At 69.7% G+C, this 228-nt stretch carries 1 protein-coding gene; it reads left to right on the forward strand.

Annotated elements, in window-relative coordinates:
* On the forward strand, positions 1-228 hold a 228-nt coding region (locus JK363_RS41870; protein ID WP_201883551.1), incomplete at both ends, for a hypothetical protein.

The following is a 228-nucleotide window of genomic DNA, read 5'->3' on the forward strand; positions in this document are numbered from 1 at the left end:
GAGGGTGTGGGTGTGTTGGTGGTGGAGCGGTTGTCTGATGCGGTGCGGCATGGGCATCGGGTGCTCGCGGTGGTGCGGGGTTCTGCGGTGAATCAGGATGGTGCGTCGAATGGGTTGACGGCGCCGAGTGGGCGGGCGCAGGAGCGGGTGGTGCGGCAGGCGTTATCGGGTGCCGGGCTGGGGCCTGGTGATGTGGATGTGGTGGAGGGGCACGGGACGGGGACGCGG

This window comes from Streptomyces coffeae, from assembly GCF_016741875.1.
Taxonomy (GTDB): Bacteria; Actinomycetota; Actinomycetes; order Streptomycetales; family Streptomycetaceae; genus Streptomyces; species Streptomyces coffeae.